This window comes from Veillonella sp. (genome assembly GCF_032470285.1).
Taxonomy (GTDB): Bacteria; Bacillota; Negativicutes; order Veillonellales; family Veillonellaceae; genus Veillonella.
The window spans coordinates 13,640-29,728 of the sequence record NZ_JAWEKP010000004.1; the positions used below are offsets into that span (position 1 = coordinate 13,640).

Here is a 16,089-nt window from a genome sequence, read left to right on the forward strand (position 1 = left end):
ATGGAAACATCTGTACAAGAGGCCCTCAAAATAGGCCTTGTAAACGACCAGATTCATACCATTGTTATTTCTGGAGGTACCGGTGTTGGTAAAAGCTATGTACTTCGTCAGTGCCTCGAGAAATGGCAAATTCCATATCGTTTGATACCTGTTTATATAGATACTTCACAACTACAAGAGTCCATCGATTTTGAAGCATCCCTTGCACAGGGTAAGATGGTTATGGCATCTGGCTTATTAGGTGATACGAGTAATCGATGCTGGGTTGTCGATGATGCTCACGTTCTGTCGCCTGAAGTCCGTCATACACTATTGGTAGAAGCGAAACTTCGTCAAATACTACTCATTATGACCGTAAACCATGAGGATGGAACCTTAGATGATGCGGAGTGGGAACTCGTAGATGTGCATGTATCTATGGACGCACCTACACTACAATCTAAAGTGAAGGTGTTACAACGAATGCGAGATGAAATTGAGCCTTCATCTGAGGATATATTAAGCCTAATAGATCCTAAACGAGTTCAATCTATATTTGTTTCTGATGCTATGCTTTCACTGGCTATATCCTATGCATTGCAAGCTCGAACCGTAGGTCATGATGCAGAATATGTATTGTTACAAGTTATGAAATCTCTAGCAGTTCTTGATGGCAGTTCTTACTGTAAGCCTTTACATGCAGAACAAGCAGCTCTTTATGTATTGCCGCACCGTATGAAGCGCAATGATATACCTGAATCTCAGACCTCACAAGGAGAGGAATCAAATAGTGCAAGTGATCAAAATCAGTCGCAGAAGAGTACGGAAACAACGGATGATTCCGATGGAGATAACTTGAATAACGCTGATTCCGGAGACTCCAAGTGTGATGAATCCAATTCTAACGAGCTAAACTCTAATGGACAGGACAATTCAAATGCTGATGGACATGACTCAAACGATATAGATTTTGATGATGGTAAATCAAGTGGGTCCAATGCTCTAGAAACATCGGATTCTACACAGAATGAGTCAGAGGATTCTGATTCAATGAATACTCAAGGTGACCTATCTAATAGAATATCTTCTTCATGTTTGCCAGATACTGTTGCCCGTATAGCTAACCAATTTTTTCAGTGGAAACTGCAATCTTCTAAAACAGTAGACCGTCAGTACCGTAAGGGTTCCGGTCGGCGCCTCATGACTAAAACAAAGGACATTAGAGGGCGCATGATTCGAGCCTATCAAGATGAACGTGCTTTAGAGGATTTAGCTTTAATTGATACATTACGTGCAGCCGCACCGTATCAACGATTGCGAGCCGTTGAAAGGGTAACGCCATTACAGGCAGATACCCCATTAAATGTGGTAGAGCGATCTGTTACATCGGAATGCTTATGTCAAAGGGCCCCACAAGCAGAGCGTCATGATTTAAAAGGGCTATCTATTGTAGTAAAACCCCAAGATTACCGCCGAAAAGCTCGTGAAAAGCGGATCGGTGCGTACCAGCTTTTTGTAGTGGATGCCAGTGGCTCTATGGCGGCACGACATCGCATGGAGGCGACAAAAGGTGCAATTTTGAGCCTATTGCGAGACTCCTATATTCACCGTGATTCGGTGGGACTCATTGCATTTCGCAAGGATTCAGCAGAGGTACTATTACCTTTCACTCGTAGCGTAGAGCGAGCAGAGCGATTGTTAGCAAAATTGCCAACAGGGGGAAAGACCCCTTTAGCTCAAGGTTTACGAGTAGCCTATACTATGTGCGATAGATTGTTGCGTGCCCATCGGGCGGAACGAATTCAGATTATATGTATCACCGATGGTCGAGCTACGTCGGGTGATTCTGAGGACCCTGTAGCGGAGTCCAAGCAATGGGCTCGTATCCTTGGCACTTTGCCTGTAGATTGTATCGTTATTGATACGGAAACGGGCTTTATCAAGCTCGGCCTAGCTAAGGAATTGTGTAAATTGATGAATGGCAGTTATTATGCCATGGATTCCATTACATCAGATAGTATTTTGAGCGTATCGCGGAGGTAGATCATGAGTCGTCTCATGTATATTTCTAATTTAGGAAAACAAATCCAATATATAGAAAAGGCTGTTGCGACCTATCCGGAACTCTTACAAGGCGAGGTAGACCTTTGCAATATGAAAAAGCCTCCTCAATGGGACGCTGACTTTGAAAGTCGCTTACGCGCTGCCGATGTAGTTCTGGTAACGAATATGGGGGTTGGTTTAGACTCGCCCTTCTTAGAACGTCTGGAACGCTGGTTATATGCACATCATCCTAAATACTGGATTGATGTAGTAGAACCTAAGAAAACAGATATTTTATATCGCAATTTGGATGAGGATAAACGGGTTCTTCTTGAAAGCTACCGCCGAACCAGTGGGGTCATGAATTATGTACGCTTAATCAACGGTGCTTTCAGTACAAAACCTACCTCTGAATGGGAAGAGCCAGATCCTATTCCTTGGCAAGCCATTATGGGTCGAGAAGGCAATATCTACGAAACCTATGATGAGTTTATGGATGCCGAAGGGCATCGAGATTGGCCATCTATAGCGGTCTACTTTTACCGTGACGAATGGATCATGGGGGATATTGAGTATCAACAGGCCTTATTTGAAGAGATTTACAAACATCAGTACAATCCGATTATCTTTTATGGTCAGTATGGCTCGAATCCGCGCGTAGGTATTCCGAATATGAAGCTGTCCATGAACCATCTTTTTGGGAAGGATGAATTCCCCTTTGATGTGCTCATAAATACTTGTAAATTTTCCTTTCAGTCCTTAGGGGCTCAAACCTTGGAGGAGTTAAAGCTACAGGATGTTCCTATCGTTCAGGGTTATACCATATACATGGATGAGAAATCTTGGGCCGAGAATCCACAAGGTGTAACACCTTTAGACGTGAATTTATCTATATCTCAGCCTGAGCTAGATGGGGTTATTCAAGGCGGTGTTGTGGCATGCCAAACCTATGATGAGCGTGGACACTATGTGTACTTGCCTGTGAAAGAACGCATCGCTGCTATTGTACAACGAGCTATTAAATGGTCTACATTGCTCCATATCCCTGTATCGGAGCGAAAAGTGGCCGTTATATTACATAACTATCCGCCTAAGAACTCCAACATTGGCTCTGCCGCAGGTCTTGATACACCTGAGTCGGTGCTACGGTTATTGCGAGATATGAAGGCGGAAGGTTATACCATCGACACGATGCCAGAAACAAGTGCAGACTTGATGGATGTGGTAACGTCTCATATGACGAATGACCGCTCCATGCTCACCGATGAACTACTAGCCTCTGCAGAAGGTCGCTTAAGTAGCGATGATTACAAATCATATTTTGCTACGCTGCCGGAAGATACGCAGGTGGCGATGATTAAATCTTGGGGCGAAGCCCCAGGGGATGTATTCGTCTACGATGATGACGTGATTATCCCAGGTTTCTCCAATGGCAATCTGTGGATTACGGTACAGCCACCCCGTGGATTTGGGGAGAATGTATCGGCCATTTATCACGATCCTTGCTTGCCTCCACCACATCAATACTTAGCGTTTTATCACTGGGTGCGCGATGTCTTTGAAGCTGATGCAGTTATCCATGTTGGTACCCATGGCTCTCTAGAATGGCTGCCCGGTAAAGGGGCTGGACTCAGCGCTAGTTGTTATCCGGAAATCGGCATTTCCAGTTTGCCAAATATTTACCCGTATTGGACAACCATTATTGGGGAAGGCATACAAGCCAAGCGGCGTAGTTCGGCTTGCTTAGTGGGTCACTTGTCGCCGCCGATGACGACAGCGGGCCTCTATGATGAGTTCGAAGAATTAGAGGCCTTACTCGATGAACATAGTCATTTTGAGCGGGAACATCCTGAAAGTGTCTCTACTCTAGGTGAAGTGATTCGAGAAAAGGCCATGGAGTGCCATCTCATCGATAAAGAACGAGGTTCTACCATGACGGTGGACGATATAATTACAGAGGTCCACGAAAAGCTGAGCGACTTGAAACATATGCAGATGCGCAATGGTTTGCACATCTTGGGGCAAGGTCCTGAAGGGGAAGCATTAGAAGAGTTTATTACTGCTATTGTAAGCACTCCTCAAGGTGAAATCGCGTCAGGCCTTGCCACCATCGCAGAAGAATTAGGTTATGATTGGTCTTATATGGCGGAACATGCTGGCGAAATTCATTTAGATGGTATACGATATAGTGTTACCATAGATCGAATTTGGAATGAATTGCGTAGCTTTGTAAGGCATGTGATCAATATACCAGATTATACAGTGCTCGAACGGTTAGAACCTTTGGCGAATGCGATCGTTCGAGAGTATATTCCAAAATTAGGTGACACCAAGAACGAGCTAACCTCTATTTCAAATGCCTTACAGGGCAGATATGTAGAGCCCGGTCCAGGTGGAGCCCCCTCGAGCGGTCAAGTCGACGTACTGCCTACGGGGCGTAACTTCTATGGTTTAGATGAAAGAGCTTTACCGACGAAGATAGCCTATCAATTAGGCATAGAGTTAGCAGATCAAGTTATCGCTGACTATATTTTGAATGAACAACGGTATCCTGAGACGATTGGCATCATCCTATGGGCTACTAGCAATTCTAGAAGTCATGGTCAGTGCTTGGGTGAGTTCCTTTACTTGTTAGGAGTTCGACCTAAATGGCAATCGGGCGGTCGCGTGTCAGGTTTAGAAGTGATTCCTTTAGAGGAATTGCAGCGCCCTCGCATCGATGTGATGGGCCGCATCAGTGGCCTCATTCGAGATATGATGCCTACTGCTATCGGCTGGCTCGACAAAGCCGTTGAAATGGTGGCAGAATTAGATGAGTCGTTGGAAGACAACTACGTGAAAAAGCATATTCACGATGATGTGGACTGGCTCGTTGAGCAAGGTGAGGACCCTCTATTGGCTACTAAAAAGGCTAGACTCCGCATCTTTGGCGATCCGCCCCAAGCTTATGGCACGGGTGTAGGTGCCTTGATTGAAGGCAAAAACTGGGAGTCTTTACAAGATATTGCTCAAGTTTATAGCCAGTGGAGTAGCTTTCACCTGCACAAGGACATTCCTCAGGACATGAGGCTATTCCAACGTCGATTAACCACGATGGATGTGACCATTAAGAACGAAGATAATCGAGAAACCCATATTATGAGTGCCGACGATTATTATAGCTATCACGGTGGTCTCATTGCGGCGGTGCGCACCGCAAAGGGCAGTGCGCCGCGCGCCTATGTGGGGGATAGCTCAGACCGCAGTCGTGTTGTGATGAGGCCTTTAGGTGACGAAATTCGCCGCGTCGTGCAAGGGGAAACGCAGAACCCTAAATTTATTCAAGCCATGATGAAACATGGCTATAAAGGGGCATCGGATATGTCGAATGTCGTATCCCATACATTTGGTTGGGATGCTACGAGTGATGTCGTACCAGACTGGGTCTATGAAGGGTATGCTAATAAGTATGCTTTAGACAAGACAGTACAAGACTGGATGCGCAATGTAAATCCTTGGGCCTTACAGCGCATTACAGAAACCTTGCTAGAGGCTTCTCAACGTGGCTATTGGAATGCATCGCCTGAAATATTACAGGATTTGCAATCATTATTTATTTCCATGGAAGGGGTTATAGAAGGTCGTTAGTATGAAGCACAGAATATCTATTATATGTACCATAGTAATGATGGTACTTCTAGTGGTCGGTTGTGGTCCTACGCAGACGGGGACTACGGGCACGACACATCAGGTTACGGATGGCACTGGTGTAACTGTTACGGTGCCTAGTGAGCCGAAGCGAATCGTCCCTATTGCTGCGAGTACAGAGGATATAGTGTTATCCTTGGTTGATCCGAGCCGAGTGGCAGCCGTTGGCACCGTGCCTAATAATGTACCTGATGAGTCTGCCAAGGTGGGGACGCATGTGAAAGCAACTGCTGAATCCATGCTTTCTGTACAACCTGATTTAGTATTAGTTCCAAACTGGATATCTCCAGATGCAATTGGGGAAATGCGGAATATGCAGATTCCCGTTTACGTCTATAAGACTCCGACTACGGTAGAAGAAGCAAAAGCTGTTATCCATGAAATTGCAAGTCTTTTACACGCATCGGATGAAAAGATGATTGCTAGTATGGATGCAGATTTGAAAACTGTCGAAGAATTAGCCAATAAACATGCCGGTGAACGTCCTGTAGTAGCATTTTATACGCAATTTGGTTTAACCGGTGGCAAGGGGTCAACCTTTGATGATATGACTAAATATCTGAAGGTTACCAATGCGGCCGCCCAATTAGGCTTGGGGCCTTTTGATAATGGGACGCGAGAGGATTTAATTAAAGCGAATCCAGACATTATCATCATCCCATCGGTAGCTTATACCTCGGATGGCACTACGCCAGCAACGGCAGAACAACTCTATTCTGATCCTGCTTTGCAAGGTGTTAAGGCCATCGCCAATCGTCGTGTGTTCCTCGTAGATTCCTCGCAGGTCATGAGTTATTCTCAATTTATGACCCGTGCAATGGTTTCTATGGCACAAAATATATATAACAAATGATTTAGTGTGTGTGGAGGTTTTTATGAAAGTATCAAGAATGCAACGATTATCCATGTACGTAGGGTTAGCTCTCGTGTTTGGTAGTACTTTGAGTGCACCTAGTGTGTTAGCTGTTGACGCTAGTGATGCAAAGGAAGCGCATACCATTGTTGTTACGGCGACTCGTAGTGAACAACAGCTTTCAGAAGTGCCAGCTAGTGTAGGCGTAGTAACAGGTGACGATATTCGTGAGCGCCATGCTACGAATATGAACGAAGCCTTGAACATCGTACCGGGCGTAGATATTAATACGTATGGTGGTGGCGTAGGTTACACGAACTCCAATGCATTCCGCATCAATGGGTCTGACCAAGTATTGTATTTGGTAGATGGCATCAATATGGGGGCGGCTGGTGTGAATCCGCCGATGACTATTTTGAAAGATATGTCTAGTATTGATCGCATTGAAGTTCAACGTGGTGCAGGCTCTACATTGTATGGTTCCGGTGCCATCGGTGGTGTAGTAAACGTAATCACTGCAAAACCTGAGCAAGGTGTACAAACTAAGCTTCGTGTGATGGGTGGCAGTAATGATTTAGAGCAATACGCAATTACCAATGAAGGCAGCCAAAACAATTGGTATTGGCGTGTAGGCGTACAAAAAGATATCATTGGTTCTTACAAAGATGGTCATGGTGTGCGCGTTCCTCAACATGGCAATAGCCATACTGCATCTTTCATGGTGGGCAATAAAATCAATGATAAGAACGATGTAAAAATATCTTACGATACATATCGTGGTGATGTAATGTATTCCGACCATTTGGGTGCCCTCAACCATATTCGTTATGGTAATGAAGCGAATGATTCCTTACGCGCGATTTGGAAGAACAAAATCAGCAATCGTTGGAGCCATCAATTATACTTGATGAACAATCATTATAAAACAACATACGATGGGTACTTAACAGATGTGAAGACTCGTGGTATTGGCGATCAAGTTACGTATAAAGCAAAAGACCATACTGTAGTAGGCGGCTTTGACTGGAGACAAGATAAGGTGCTTAATATGGGCGGCGTGAAGCTTACGAACACATCATACTTCATTCAAGATGAATGGAAATTTGCTCCTAAGTGGACTGTAACACCTGGTATCCGCGTTGACCATCATTCCTCCTTCGGTACGCATACATCTCCATCCATCAGCCTTGGCTATGATGTAAATGAGAAGACAAATGTGTATGCTGCGTATAAAGAGTACTTCTTAGCCCCTACACCATACCAATTATTTGATGGCTTCAATGGCAACCGCAATTTGAAACCGGAAACAGGTCATGAATTTGATTTAGGTGTACACCACAAATTCGGTAAAACATGGAATAGTAATCTTAGTTTCTTCAGCCGTAGTACGAAGGATAAAATCGGTTGGGTTATGACAGATCCAGCAAATTTTACAGGCCAATATCGCAATTTTGACACTGAAAAAGCTCGTGGTATCAATGCGGATGTGCGTAAACAATTGACGAACCACTTGTCCGCACGCCTTGGCTATACGTATACTCATATTGATGCGACACCAACTCGCAAAGCAAATCGCGATGGGTATGTGCCAAAACATGCTGTTAATGCAGGCCTTGATTACAACGATGCTAAATGGGATGCTCATTTGGATATCCGCGGTATCATTAATCGTCCTGGCCCTGCAGATAATGTATTCCCACGTAAAACGTACTGGTTGGCGGATATCAGCGCTAACTATCGTGTACGCGAAAATGTTACTATATTTGGTCGTATCAATAATATCTTTGATACATACTATGCAGAACAATCTAGCGTTCGTTGGGGCAACCCTGGTGACTGGTGGCCAGGTCAAGGTCGCAACTTCCGTCTAGGTGTAGAAGTGACTATCTAATAGATATAACTACTGCAATGGCTAATAGATATAACTACTGTAATCGTTCGATTATAAAGCTATACTAATAATTGACAATTACATCATAGTTATTTGTATAGCTTCAAAATGTAATCTATATCATGGTGAAAGAGCCTCTTATGGGGCTCTTTCATTTTTATTATAATTTTTGATGATATATTGAGACCGCACTAAGCACCATGAGAGTTATTTTCAATAACCGATAAATTAGGTATAGGTAAATAAGTATATGTTATAAAACTATAGATTTTCTATAGTAAAAGCTCTATAATATTATGTATCTATCTATAGGTATTCATAGTTTATGTTTTGTGATGTACACATATATTTGCTTGTATAGTAAATGTTTTGTTACTTTCACAGTTATCAAAACCTTCCCATGGAGAAGGTTGATTTTTAGAGGAGTTGGATCGAAATGAAACAACCAGAATTATCGCCGTATATGATGGCTCGCAAGCCGTCTGGCATTCGCCTAGGACAAATTAAATTCTTGGAACGTAAGAACCCACCTATCTTGGTGAATGGTTCTATTGGCAATGTAATGCGTCCTATGCATCCCGCCATGCAGCGTCGGTTGTTTGATTTGGGTGGTGTTAATAGTCCGTTCCACAATGGCATTGTGCCATATGTACCAACTACGGGCACTGATGAATGCCGTGAAGCATTTCTACATATTTTGCGCAGTCAAGGTTTTGATACGACAGGTCTTGATGTACTCGTGACAGACGGTGCATCCATGGCGATGGAAATTATCATGCTTGGCGTATGTGGTGGTGCCGGCGAAGAGGAACGCCCTCTCTTGATGTTCAATCCTTCCTATACAAATTATGATGCAGTAGGTCTTCGCATAGGCCGTAAAACCGTAACAGTAGAACGGGAGCTCAATGAAAATGGTGAGTTCGAATTGCCGTCTGTAGAGACTGTAGAGAAGCGCATTATCGACACCAAACCTGGTGCGTTGCTCATCATTCCTTATGACAATCCGACTGGTCAATTATTTAGCAAGGAAACGCTTATTGAATATACTAAATTGTGCGTTAAACATAATTTATGGATTATCTCTGACGAAGCGTACCGTGAATTGGCTTATGAAAAGGGGAAAGAAACATCTAGTATTTGGGCTTTAACCGATAAAGATGTGCCTGGCATCGAAGGTCGCCGTATTAGCCTTGAAACAGCTAGTAAGGTTTGGAATGCGTGTGGGCTTCGCATTGGAGCCATCATTACGGATAATAAATTATGCTATGAAAAATCTGTTGCGGAGTATACGGCAAACCTTAGCGCTAATACATTGGGCCAATATATCTTTGGCGCTTTGAAGCACGAGTCCTATGCGCAGTTGCATAACTGGTATGAGCAACAACGCGACTACTATCGTCAAATGATCTTTGAACTCCATAAAGGCTTTAAAGAGGTAGAACCGGACTTTATCGTGTCTCGCCCTGAAGCATCTATTTACTTTGTAATCGACGTGAGAAAGGTGGCAAAACCTGGCTTTGACGGCGTAGAGTTCGCGTCCTGGTGCGCCGAACACGGTGCAGTGAGCCTTGATGATGGTAAGGAATATACACTCCTCATGGCGCCGCTCAATGGTTTCTATAGCGGTAAAAATGGTGATAATAACCCTGGTAAAACACAATTGCGCGTGTCCTTCTGTGAAAATCCAGATTTATTGCGCTTGGCTCCTGAATTATTATCTAAACTATTCAGAGCTTATGAAGCACAACGAAATGTATAAACGTAAAGAGTGCCATTCCCAAAGGGAAGGCACTCTTTTTGCATTGTAAGTTATCATCATGAGTCATATAGATACTATGTATGGTATAGTATTACATAAAAAAGAGCTATAATATTCAAAATTATAGCTCTTTTCGTTTTTCCCTAGATATGGTAAGTAGGGAAGGTCTTTTATTTACTTTCTTCATCATGATGCGGTCCCTTAGTACGTATTTCGACTGCCAGTTGCTCGCTAGGTATGGAGCGTTCCTCAGTTGCTGGATATGAAGTGTCTTCTAAGATAACCGTTTCTAATAATTTGTCAATTTCATCAGACTGGATGGATACTTCTTTGTTGTACCATTCGCCAAATTCGCGAATAACTTCTTCGTTGCGACGGAAATAGGTATATTGGTCGATTTTACGAGATTCTACAAGTTCAGCATTTTCTAAAATGCTCATAAATGTAGAAATAGAAGATTGAGATACACCGCAGCGCTTTTGTATACTCTTAACGCTTACACTATATGGAAAGTCGATAAGCGTATTAGCGTGTACTTGTACACCGAATTCTTTCTCTGGGTGTTTTAGCCACAATATAATATCTAACCGATGCGGATTTGATAATGCTTTCAAGATTTTTAACGGGTCCATAGGGCCTCCTCTTAATTAAAAAATAACGAGTTCCCAACCTTGACCGTGGACTTGCATTATGCGGTCGTATTATACGCGTCTTGCTCCGTATAGGGTTTTTGCTACTTTTATCATACGCTACTTTCACCGTGAAAGCTAGGCTTACTTATAAATTTCACGAATTGATGAATTTTATTGCACTTATTTAGAACGGAAAGTATACATTAGTATTAATATATAATGAGTATATATACAACCTGTAGAGACTTTTATAATATATTTCTGAAAAATATAGAATATATTCATCTTTCTGTGATAATTTTTAAAGGTATTTTGGTTCTAAATAGAGAAATATATATACTATATGAACTTATGTAAGTCTAAGCTTTCATTTAAAGGAGCTGAGTATATGGCAATTGATCGCAATGAAACATTTGATGTTATCGTTGTTGGCGCAGGGCCAGCGGGTTCTGCGGCAGCATTACGCTTAGCGGAGCAGAGGGTAAAAGTTTTACTTATCGAACGTGGAACCGCACCAGGTGCTAAAAATATGATGGGTGGACGCATCTATACACATTCTTTGGAGCGTCTTGTACCGGACTTTAGAGACCGTGCGCCGTTGGAACGAAAGGTAACAAAAGAGCGCATTTCTATAGGCACAGGTAATGAAGTGACTACCATCGAGTATAGTTACGAAGATGGTGAACCTAATGAAGAATCCTACGTAGTATTGCGTGCTAAATTTGATAAATGGCTAGCAGAAGAGGCAGAGAAAAAAGGGGCTCTCCTCGTATCTAATGTACAGGTAACAGAGCTTATTACCGAAGGCGAAGGAAAACATCGCCGCGTAATAGGGGTTCGTTGTCACGATGACGAAGTATATGCAAAACTAGTTGTCATCGCAGAAGGTTCTAATACATTATTATTGGAACAGGCTGGTCTTACAGGTCCTACAGATCCAAGAACAATGGCTGTAGGGGTAAAAGAGGTATATAAACTCAAAAAAGAGGATCTTGAAAATCGCCTTATGCTATCTGGCGATGAGGGGATGGCGTGGCTTACATTGGGCGATATGACCGATGGCCTATTAGGTGGTGGCTTTATTTATACGAATAAAGACAGCCTTTCCGTAGGTATGGTTGTAGGCCTTGAAGATATCGGCAAAGCTACTAAATCGGTAGATGATATGCTGTTAGCTTTCACAAACCATCCAAGAATCGCACCACTATTAAAAAATGGTCAATTGAAGGAGCATAGTGCGCATCTCGTGCCAGAAGGCGGATTTAAAGCGCTGCCTAAGTTGGGCGGTAATGGGTATGTTATCGTCGGTGATGCGGCGCGCATGTGTATGAACCTGGGGTATACCATTCGTGGGATGGACCTCGCCATCGAATCTGGTATGTGTGCAGCGGATGCGGTTAACGTAGCCTTGCGCGATGAGAACATGGAGCGCGTTGCTAAATTGTATGAACGTCAAATCAAGAATTCTTGGCTATATAAGGACATGAAACTTTATAAAAATATGCCTGCCTTCCTCGCATCCAACCCTCGTATATTCAAAGAGTATCCAGCTCTTGTGAATAATGTGATGCGCGATGTATTCACTGTAAACGGTGATGGGGCAGTACCAATGATGAAAAAATTGATGAGTAGTGTAAGTGATGTAGGTTTAGTTACCTTGATTCGTGATGCCTGGAAAGGGGTGCGTTCCCTATGAAATTAGAAGAGCGCTTGGGCGCCAATAAATACTATGTAGATGAAACGTCTCCTCATATCATTGTGGATGGCGTTGGCTTTGGTCTGGAAGAGAAAATGAAACTCGTAAATGGCTGTCCTGCTGGTTTATATACATTACAAGAGAATGGCGATTTAGCCTTTGATTTCGCTGGTTGCCTTGAATGCGGTACCTGCCGTGTTCTCTGTGGCGAAACTATCGTAAAAACTTGGAAATATCCACGTAACGCTAAGGGCGTAGAATTTAGACAGGGGTGAGTGTATGGAGTTATTAGTATGTATCAAACAGGTTCCAGATACATCTGAGATTAAGCTGGATCCGGAAACGAATAATCTCATCCGCACAGGTCTGCCTAGTATTGTAAACCCTTATGATATGCATGCGTTAGAGGCAGCTCTTGCGGTAAAAGATCAATATGAAGGTAGCCGTGTAACCGTTGTCACTATGGGTCCTCCACAAGCAGAGGCGGCACTGCGCGAGTGTTTATCCCTCGGTGCAGATGATGCGGTGCTCATTACAGACCGTGCTTTTGGCGGTGCTGATACATTGGCGACAAGCTATACAATTGCCTCTGCCATTCGTCATATTCAACGTACCATGAATCGTGAGTTCCAAATCATTTTCTGCGGCAAGCAGGCTATCGATGGTGATACGGCTCAGGTAGGGCCTCAAATTGCGGAGGAATTGGGCATGGCGCAAGCTACCTATGCTTGTGAATTATCCGTAGACCAAGTAGCTCAAAAGGCGATTGTAAAACGAGAACATGAAAATGGTTATGAAATTGTGGAAGTTCCATTACCTTTATTGGTAACGGCTACGGCTGAACTCAATGAGCCGCGCCAACCAGGTCTTTGGAGCTCGATTTACGCTAAACGGTATACGATTACACATATTACATTGCGAGATATGCCGCATATTGATGAAAGCCGTATTGGTCTCAATGGCTCTCCTACACGTGTGCGCAAGGTATACCAACCACCGCTTCGAGGCAAGGTAGAAATGCTTTCATCCGTAGACGAAGGCGCTAAGAAAATTCTTGAATTAGCTTATAATATCAAGCCAGAAAAGTTTTCTCATCTATTAGTGCCCAGCGAAGATCTGGTTGAAGAGCCTCTAGATACCAACGATGAGGGCGTAGATGTAAAAGATCCTGTGCAGCGGGCTGCCTCTGTTGAAAGTGTATCCTCCAGTGAGTTTAAGGTTTTAGCAGCTGTTAAAGGTGAAGAAGGTTCCAAAGGAGGTGATCGATAATGGGAGTGACAAATTTTGATGAATATAGAGACGTCTTTGTCGTAGCGGATACCATCGATGACGTAGTGCATCCAGTTACGTACGAACTTATCGGTCAAGCTCGCCGTATTGCTAAGGAATTGGGTCAACTCGTTCAAGTTATGCTGCTTGGTGAGAATGTTCAATCCGAGGCGGAGGAACTTGTGGCACATGGTGCCGATATTGTTCACGTTTTTGAAAGCCCTCTTTTGAAATACTATACAACGGACGGCTATACAAAGGTTTTGACGGACTTCTTTGAAGATCATAAGCCTAATATTCTTTTGATTGGTGCAACAAATAATGGTCGTGACCTAGCACCTCGTATGTCTGGTCGCATGAAAAACGGCGTCGTAGCTGACTGTACTATTTTGACAGTAGATACTGAGGAAGGCCTTGTAGAATGGACACGCCCTGCCTTGGGGGGAAATATTTTAGCTGAAATTATTTCCCCAAATCACCGTCCACAAATGGGCTCTGTCCGTCCTAATGTATTTAAAAAGCCTGAACGCATTGCAGATAGTTGGGGCCGCATTCAAATTGAACCATTCGACCTTAAACCTGAAGACATTCGTATGAAGCGTCTTGATTTCATTCCGTTCAGCAAAGCTGGGTACAACATTCAAGAAGCGGATATCATCGTAGCCGGCGGTCGCGGCATGGGGTCTAAAGAAAACTTTGATAAGCTTTACGAACTTGCCGATGCTATCGGCGGCGTTGTAGGTGCTACACGTCCCCTCGTTGAAAAGGGTTGGATTGAATTGCCATACCAAGTAGGCCAAACAGGGAAAACTGTAAGCCCTAAACTATACTTGGCATTCGGTATCTCTGGTGCTATTCAACACGTGAGCGGTATCTCTGGTGCTGACACAATCGTGGCTATCAACAACGATCCAAATGCAGAAATCTTCCAACACGCTAACTATGGAATCGTGGGGGATTGCATGGAAGTGTTAAATGATATGTTGGCGCATTTGAAATAAAAGATGTGCATAAAGTGGCATTAGAATTGTAATACAATAAGGAAAGAGGATACCCTTCCCGAAAGCCTCCAAAGCGAGCTAAGTCGGTTTCAGAAAGGGTATCCTCTTTTTATTATCATATTCCTTAATCCATATGCCACTTTATGTGTTCTTTTAAATACCACCTGCGCCGACATATCATTTTAGCGCGAAGGGAGAAGCGCCCAAGGCGGCTTCGAATAGGTATCCCTATTTGGCTTACTGCTGTTGTAGAGCTCAAATATTAGTGTATTATAAACAAATGCTCCGACATATTATTTATACAAAGGGAAAGTTGCTTCTAGAACGGTAATCCTTTTTCATTTCTATGCGTTTTACCTTAAAATGCGTCAATATGTCATTTTGGGGAGTAGGAGCGTGTGGTACGCGTATCGCCCTAGAGTCCATTACATATTAAAGTGGTATAATTAGAGTATAGATTTAGTTCGGATTGATAAGGAGGTTTTTATGGCTCGTAATGTTTTTGTTACTGGTGCAACGTCTGGTATTGGTCTTTGTATTGCTGAGGCGTATGCAAAGTATGGCGATAATGTTTTGATTTCTGGCCGTCGTGCTGAGGTATTGGCTGAGGTACAGGCTCGTTTGTCTAAGGAATACGGTGTGCGCGTTGAGACTTTGGTTCTTGATGTGCGTAGTCGTGAGGATGTTGAAAGTAAGGTCCCCGCAGCAATTGAGGCTTTTGGTGGCGTTGATGTCCTCGTAAATAACGCTGGCCTTGCACAAGGTTTAGATCCTTTCCAAGATAGTACTGTCGATGATGCGGTGACTATGATCGATACGAATGTGAAAGGTCTTTTATATGTAACAAAAGCCGTACTACCTTATATGATTGATAAAAATGCAGGTCATATTGTGAATATGGGCTCTACTGCTGGTATTTACGCATATCCCGGTGGTGCGGTTTACTGTGCTACAAAGGCGGCTGTTAAGATGTTGAGCGACGGTATTCGGATGGATACGATTGCAACGGATATTAAGGTCACAACCATTCAACCGGGCATTGTAGAGACTCCGTTTAGTGAAGTTCGCTTTCACGGTGATGCGGAAAGAGCTAAAGCTGTCTATGCCGGCATCGATGCGATCCAACCTGAGGATGTGGCGGATGTTGTACTATACGTAACAAACCAACCTAAACGCTTACAAATCTCTGATGTCACAATCATGGCTAACCAACAAGCAGCTGGGTTTATGGTGCATAAGAAATAAGACATCCTATGATTTAATGTGAAGCTGAGTAAAG

At 43.4% G+C, this 16,089-nt stretch carries 11 protein-coding genes; 10 read left to right on the forward strand and 1 reads right to left on the reverse strand.

The features are described 5' to 3' along the window. The 5 genes from E7B10_RS05675 to E7B10_RS05695 all read left to right on the forward strand — a co-directional run bounded on the left by E7B10_RS05675 (position 1) and on the right by E7B10_RS05695 (position 10,212). Entirely contained in the window at positions 1-2,022 is a 2,022-nt protein-coding gene (locus E7B10_RS05675; protein ID WP_278470892.1) for a VWA domain-containing protein, read from the forward strand. A 3-nt stretch (positions 2,023-2,025) separates the two neighbouring features. Beyond that, positions 2,026-5,649: a cobaltochelatase subunit CobN gene (cobN, locus tag E7B10_RS05680; RefSeq protein ID WP_316055535.1), complete on the forward strand. Its 3,624-nt coding sequence runs from the start codon at positions 2,026-2,028 to the stop codon at positions 5,647-5,649. 1 nt (position 5,650) lies between these two features. Further along, a complete protein-coding gene (locus E7B10_RS05685) occupies positions 5,651-6,562 on the forward strand; it encodes an ABC transporter substrate-binding protein (RefSeq protein ID WP_287531503.1) in 912 nt (303 codons plus the stop codon). Positions 6,563-6,584: 22 nt separating this feature from the next. After that, on the forward strand, positions 6,585-8,453 hold the full coding sequence (locus E7B10_RS05690) for a TonB-dependent receptor (protein ID WP_316055536.1): 1,869 nt from the start codon (positions 6,585-6,587) through the stop codon (positions 8,451-8,453). Between the two features lie 436 nt (positions 8,454-8,889). After that, positions 8,890-10,212 (forward strand): pyridoxal phosphate-dependent aminotransferase, encoded by a 1,323-nt coding sequence (locus E7B10_RS05695; RefSeq protein WP_004694339.1) that lies wholly within the window; start codon positions 8,890-8,892, stop codon positions 10,210-10,212. Between the two features lie 170 nt (positions 10,213-10,382). Here the strand turns inward: E7B10_RS05695 and E7B10_RS05700 are convergent, their stop codons facing one another. Further along, positions 10,383-10,844 carry a helix-turn-helix domain-containing protein gene (locus E7B10_RS05700; protein WP_316055537.1) on the reverse strand — a complete coding sequence of 154 codons (462 nt, stop codon included), beginning with the start codon at positions 10,842-10,844 and terminating at the stop codon, positions 10,383-10,385. Positions 10,845-11,232: 388 nt separating this feature from the next. Between E7B10_RS05700 and E7B10_RS05705 the strand changes: the two genes are divergently transcribed. From E7B10_RS05705 to E7B10_RS05725, 5 genes are all read left to right on the forward strand, one after another. Then, positions 11,233-12,540, forward strand: a complete 1,308-nt coding sequence (locus tag E7B10_RS05705; RefSeq protein WP_316055538.1) for an FAD-dependent oxidoreductase — start codon at positions 11,233-11,235, stop codon at positions 12,538-12,540. Beyond that, entirely contained in the window at positions 12,537-12,815 is a 279-nt protein-coding gene (locus tag E7B10_RS05710) for a ferredoxin family protein (protein ID WP_024061030.1), read from the forward strand. The genes E7B10_RS05705 and E7B10_RS05710 overlap by 4 nt, the downstream gene beginning before the upstream one ends. 4 nt (positions 12,816-12,819) lie before the next feature. Further along, positions 12,820-13,809 (forward strand): electron transfer flavoprotein subunit beta/FixA family protein, encoded by a 990-nt coding sequence (locus E7B10_RS05715; protein WP_278452018.1) that lies wholly within the window; start codon positions 12,820-12,822, stop codon positions 13,807-13,809. Beyond that, complete coding sequence (locus E7B10_RS05720) at positions 13,809-14,810, forward strand: electron transfer flavoprotein subunit alpha/FixB family protein (RefSeq protein WP_024061032.1); 1,002 nt, start codon at positions 13,809-13,811, stop codon at positions 14,808-14,810. The genes E7B10_RS05715 and E7B10_RS05720 overlap by 1 nt, the downstream gene beginning before the upstream one ends. Positions 14,811-15,296: 486 nt before the next feature. After that, a complete protein-coding gene (locus tag E7B10_RS05725) occupies positions 15,297-16,055 on the forward strand; it encodes an SDR family NAD(P)-dependent oxidoreductase (RefSeq protein WP_004694327.1) in 759 nt (252 codons plus the stop codon). Positions 16,056-16,089: the final 34 nt, after the last annotated feature.

Excerpts from the sequence above, each read along its gene's own strand:
- E7B10_RS05675 (WP_278470892.1), top strand. The coding sequence starts at position 1 with ATGGAAACATCTGTACAAGAGGCCCTCAAAATAGGCCTTGTAAACGAC.
- cobN (WP_316055535.1), top strand. The coding sequence starts at position 2,026 with ATGAGTCGTCTCATGTATATTTCTAATTTAGGAAAACAAATCCAATAT.
- E7B10_RS05685 (WP_287531503.1), top strand. The coding sequence starts at position 5,651 with ATGAAGCACAGAATATCTATTATATGTACCATAGTAATGATGGTACTT.
- E7B10_RS05690 (WP_316055536.1), top strand. The coding sequence starts at position 6,585 with ATGAAAGTATCAAGAATGCAACGATTATCCATGTACGTAGGGTTAGCT.
- E7B10_RS05695 (WP_004694339.1), top strand. The coding sequence starts at position 8,890 with ATGAAACAACCAGAATTATCGCCGTATATGATGGCTCGCAAGCCGTCT.
- E7B10_RS05700 (WP_316055537.1), bottom strand. The coding sequence starts at position 10,844 with ATGGACCCGTTAAAAATCTTGAAAGCATTATCAAATCCGCATCGGTTA.
- E7B10_RS05705 (WP_316055538.1), top strand. The coding sequence starts at position 11,233 with ATGGCAATTGATCGCAATGAAACATTTGATGTTATCGTTGTTGGCGCA.
- E7B10_RS05710 (WP_024061030.1), top strand. The coding sequence starts at position 12,537 with ATGAAATTAGAAGAGCGCTTGGGCGCCAATAAATACTATGTAGATGAA.
- E7B10_RS05715 (WP_278452018.1), top strand. The coding sequence starts at position 12,820 with ATGGAGTTATTAGTATGTATCAAACAGGTTCCAGATACATCTGAGATT.
- E7B10_RS05720 (WP_024061032.1), top strand. The coding sequence starts at position 13,809 with ATGGGAGTGACAAATTTTGATGAATATAGAGACGTCTTTGTCGTAGCG.
- E7B10_RS05725 (WP_004694327.1), top strand. The coding sequence starts at position 15,297 with ATGGCTCGTAATGTTTTTGTTACTGGTGCAACGTCTGGTATTGGTCTT.